This window comes from Salinibacter sp. (genome assembly GCF_036626415.1).
Taxonomy (GTDB): Bacteria; Bacteroidota; Rhodothermia; order Rhodothermales; family Salinibacteraceae; genus Salinibacter.
In genome coordinates, this window is record NZ_JAZKRW010000220.1 from 1 (window position 1) to 2,910 (window position 2,910).

Here is a 2,910-nt window from a genome sequence, read left to right on the forward strand (position 1 = left end):
CGCGGAGGACGCGTCCGGGTGCGGGGCGCTGCGGGGCAGGGAGAGGATGAAGGTGCTGCCCTCGCCCTTCGTGCTCTCCACCTCGATCTGGCCGTCCATCCGGTTGGTGAGCCGCGACGAGATGGCGAGCCCCAGGCCGTATCCCTCGTGGGTGCGCGAGCGGCCCCGCGACTCCTGCTCGAAGTCCTGAAAGAGCTTCGGCAGAAACTCCTCGTCGATGCCGATGCCGCTGTCCTGGACCGCGATCCGGGCCCACTCCTCGTCGGCGCGGACGGAGACCACGACGTGGCCCTGCTCCGTAAACTTGATGGCGTTTTCGATGAGGTTGGACAGAATCTGGTCGAGGTACCGCTCGTCGACATCGGCGTACACCTCCTTCGAAGGGCGGTCGACCTCGAGCGAAAGCCCCTTTTCCTCGGCGGAGCGTTCGAAGTCGCGGGCCACGCGCTCAACGCGGTTCCCGAGGGCCGTCGGCTCGAGCTCGAGGTCCTCGCTCCCGGACCGCAGCTTCGAGAGGTCGAGAAGGGCATTGAGCGTGCGCTCCAGCCGCCGACTGTTTTTCTCAATCGCGTCCAGGAACTCCATCTGCCCATCCCGGGCGGAGTCCCGAAGCACGTCGACGAAGCCGAGAATGTTGGTGAGCGGGGTCCGAAGCTCGTGGGACGTGTTGGCCAGGAAGTCTTCCTTGAGCTGATTGGCCTCCCGGAGGCGTTTGTTGGCCCGTTCGAGCTGCTGGCGCACTTCCCGTTCCTTCTCGAGCTTCAGGGCCTGTTTCTGGGCCTCGCGCCGCTCCTGGTTGACTTTGTAGTAGTGGCGAAAGGCGAGCAGGAGACCGACGGCTCCGACGCCGTAGAGCAGATACGCCCAGAACGATCGGTACCAGGGAGGGCGAATGTGAAGGGTCAGGCTGCCGACGCTACTGAGGCGCCCACGCTCGCCCTTCGCCCGCACCCGGAACGTATACGTGCCCTCCCACAGGTTCGAGAACGTCACGTGCGAACGATTCGTCCACCCTGTCCAGCTGGACTGACGCCCGTCGAGCCGGTACTGATACTGCGGTGCCGTGACCCGGTCCATGACGGTGGCCGCGACGTCGATCCGAAGATCATTGTTCGAGTAGGGGAGCGTGATCGACGGACGCGCCGAGGTGGACCGGGGCGTGCCGCCGTAGACCACCGTGCCTTGCGGAAGGGCCGTAACCTGCCGCACCAGGGCATCGATCGGGGCCGTCGCGTCGGCCCGAATGTCCCGGGTGGGGTCGTACCGGATCAGCCGCTTGCCGGTGCCGAGCCAGAGGGTGCCGTCGGATTCTGGATGGAGGGGAATGCCCTCCGCCTTTGGAAAGCGGAGAGGGTCGATCTCCGACCAAGTGTAGGAGTTGTCCTGTGTACGCCGTCCCTGGTATAAGCGATTACCTAAGGCAGCCCAGAGCTGCCCCCGATCGTTGTTGAGGAACGCCTTTACGGCGAGCGTGTCCGCGCCGCCCTCCTCGGGCAGCAGGGACGAGGCGGCAAACGTCCAGTCGGACGGCGGGGCGTCGGGATTTTGCAGGTGAAACAGGCCCCGGCTCGACCGGACGGCGAGGCGCTGGTCGACCACGACGGGAGACTTGTAGCCCGCCGGCAGGCCTGCGCTCGTCCCGTATGACCGAGTCTGGTGCGCGCTCTTGCCCGATGAAAGGGGAAGATAAACGAGCTTCCCGTCCACGGTCCCGGCCCAGAGATCTCCGCTGGGCCCGACCGTCAAGGAGCGAATTTCCATTCTGACGTCCTTCACGACGCGTGACCGCCATTGGCCATTGGTTCGGCGAAGCCGAGATACACCAGACCTGGTTCCAGCATAAATTGTCTGAGAGTCAGACACTTCGGCTAAGTCGTAGGTTTGCTCGTCGGTGAGTTGCCTTGGGTCTGAGGCCACGACGTAAACCCCTTCTTCCGTCCCGGCGAGCAAGCTGCCCTGCACCGAAGTCATATCCCAGGGCAGAGGGACTCCGGGCTGACGATCAAAGCGAGCCGGATCGGTGCCTACGGCGGAGCCCCCGTCCTCAATCCGATAAAGCCCCCGGCCGGTCGCGGCGTATACGCGGCCGCGGTGCCGTTCAAGGGAGCGAAGGGTGCCTCTCAAACCGTTCCGTTCGTCGAAAAGAGTGGTGGAGGTCGTCAGACTGGTGCGGTAGATGCCGTCGTTGTTGAGGGCCATCCAGAGCTCCCCATCTCGACCGGCGTAGACGTAGTTGACGACGCCGTCCGGTAATCCCGTCGATTCATTGAAAAGACGCAAGACGCGCCCCTTCGCGTTAATGACGGCGGCGCCGCCGCCGAGCGTGGCCAGGGCGTAGCGGTCGCCCTGGAGGGCGCAGCCGTGGTACAGGCTGTGCTCGTCGAGAAACGACGGCAACTCAGAATCAGGCGGTAGGCGAAAGCGGCGGAGTCCCTCCTGGTCGAGCAGATACAGGCCCTGGTTCTCCGTAGCAATTAGAACTGCCCCGCCGGGGTAGGGGGCCATCATCCGTACCGCCGCGTCCGAGAAGATGTCCCCACCGGGTGCCAGCGTCAGCGAATCGCCCTGCATTCGCAGGAGCCCTCGCGACCGGTCGCGCACGAACAGGGTTCCCCGAACGGCGAAGGAAGTGTGGAATCCATCGTCACTGGTCCAGACGTCGATTTCGGTCCCGTTCCAGCGAAAGAGATACTCGTTGGACTGAAAATACGCGTCTCCGTCCAGCGTGTGCGTGCTCCAGATGTCGTTGAAGTCCCGGGCCGACGCCGGCACCTGCTCGTAGAATGACTGATAGCGGAGAACACCGTTTGAGTCGGGGCGGAGTCGACCGAAGTCGCCCTTCGCCCCCACGTACACGAGACTGTCCGTGGCGAGGGACCGGACAATCGTGCCCGTCGCGGTGGGGATGAG

The 2,910-nt window shown here is 64.6% G+C and carries 1 protein-coding gene; it reads right to left on the reverse strand.

Annotation, left to right across the window (positions count from 1 at the left end; all coding sequences use genetic code 11):
* Positions 1-2,910: sensor histidine kinase (locus V5A20_RS13865; RefSeq protein WP_332327628.1), on the reverse strand; the 2,910-nt coding region annotated here is incomplete at both ends.